The sequence below is a fragment of the Paludibacterium purpuratum genome, assembly GCF_004363805.1.
GTDB classification, from domain to species: Bacteria; Pseudomonadota; Gammaproteobacteria; order Burkholderiales; family Chromobacteriaceae; genus Paludibacterium; species Paludibacterium purpuratum.
In genome coordinates, this window is sequence record NZ_SNZP01000025.1 from 1 (window position 1) to 1,723 (window position 1,723).

The window sequence follows — 1,723 nt, forward strand, 5'->3', positions numbered from 1 at the left end:
TCAAATGATAGGATCAAGCCTCACGAGCCATTAGTATCGGTTAGCTTCACGCCTCACAGCGCTTCCACACCCGACCTATCAACGTCCTGGTCTCGAACGACTCTTTAGGAGGGTTATACCCTCAGGGAAGTCTCATCTTCAGGCGAGTTTCCCGCTTAGATGCTTTCAGCGGTTATCTCTTCCGAACTTAGCTACCCGGCGATGCCACTGGCGTGACAACCGGTACACCAGAGGTTCGTCCACTCCGGTCCTCTCGTACTAGGAGCAGCCCCCGTCAAACTTCCAACGCCCACTGCAGATAGGGACCAAACTGTCTCACGACGTTTTGAACCCAGCTCGCGTACCACTTTAAATGGCGAACAGCCATACCCTTGGGACCGGCTACAGCCCCAGGATGTGATGAGCCGACATCGAGGTGCCAAACTCCGCCGTCGATGTGAACTCTTGGGCGGAATCAGCCTGTTATCCCCGGAGTACCTTTTATCCGTTGAGCGATGGCCCTTCCATTCAGAACCACCGGATCACTATGTCCTGCTTTCGCACCTGCTCGACTTGTCGGTCTCGCAGTTAAGCCACCTTTTGCCATTGCACTATCAGCACGATTTCCGACCGTACCTAGGTGACCTTCGAACTCCTCCGTTACACTTTGGGAGGAGACCGCCCCAGTCAAACTGCCTACCATGCACTGTCCCCGATCCGGATCACGGACCTAGGTTAGAACCTCAAACACACCAGGGTGGTATTTCAAGGGCGGCTCCACATGAACTAGCGTCCACGCTTCTTAGCCTCCCACCTATCCTACACAAGTCTGTTCAAAGTCCCATGCAAAGCTACAGTAAAGGTTCACGGGGTCTTTCCGTCTAGCAGCGGGTAGATTGCATCTTCACAAACATTTCAACTTCGCTGAGTCTCAGGAGGAGACAGTGTGGCCATCGTTACGCCATTCGTGCGGGTCGGAACTTACCCGACAAGGAATTTCGCTACCTTAGGACCGTTATAGTTACGGCCGCCGTTTACCGGGGCTTCGATCAAGAGCTTGCACCCCATCACTTAACCTTCCGGCACCGGGCAGGCGTCACACCGTATACGTCCACTTTCGTGTTGGCACAGTGCTGTGTTTTTGATAAACAGTCGCAGCCACCGATTCTCTGCGGCCTCTCCTAGCTTCGGACGCGAAGTCCTACACCGGGGGAGGCATACCTTCTCCCGAAGTTACGGTATCAATTTGCCGAGTTCCTTCTCCTGAGTTCTCTCAAGCACCTTGGAATTTTCTTCCTGCCCACCTGTGTCGGTTTGCGGTACGGTTCTCATACAGCTGAAGCTTAGAGGCTTTTCCTGGAAGCAGGGTATCAGTCACTTCAGGTCCGTAGACCCTCGTCATCACTTCTCAGCGTTAACGAGCGCGTGGATTTGCCTGCGCGCTCCGCCTACCAGCTTAAACCAACTATTCCAACAGTTGGCTGACCTAACCTTCTCCGTCCCCTCATCGCACTGTATGAAAGTACTGGAATGTTAACCAGTTTCCCATCGACTACGCATTTCTGCCTCGCCTTAGGGGCCGACTCACCCTACGCCGATGAACGTTGCGTAGGAATCCTTGGGCTTTCGGTGAGCGGGCTTTTCACCCGCTTTATCGCTACTCATGTCAGCATTCGCACTTCTGATATCTCCAGCATCCCTTTCAGGACACCTTCACAGACCTACAGAACGCTCCCCTACCACG

Annotated in this window: 1 rRNA gene (cut by a window edge); it reads right to left on the bottom strand. The window is 53.8% G+C overall.

Annotation, left to right across the window (positions count from 1 at the left end):
• Window positions 1–9 precede the first annotated feature (9 nt).
• A 23S ribosomal RNA gene (locus DFP86_RS19110) occupies window positions 10–1,723 on the bottom strand (it continues 1,254 nt past the right edge of the window).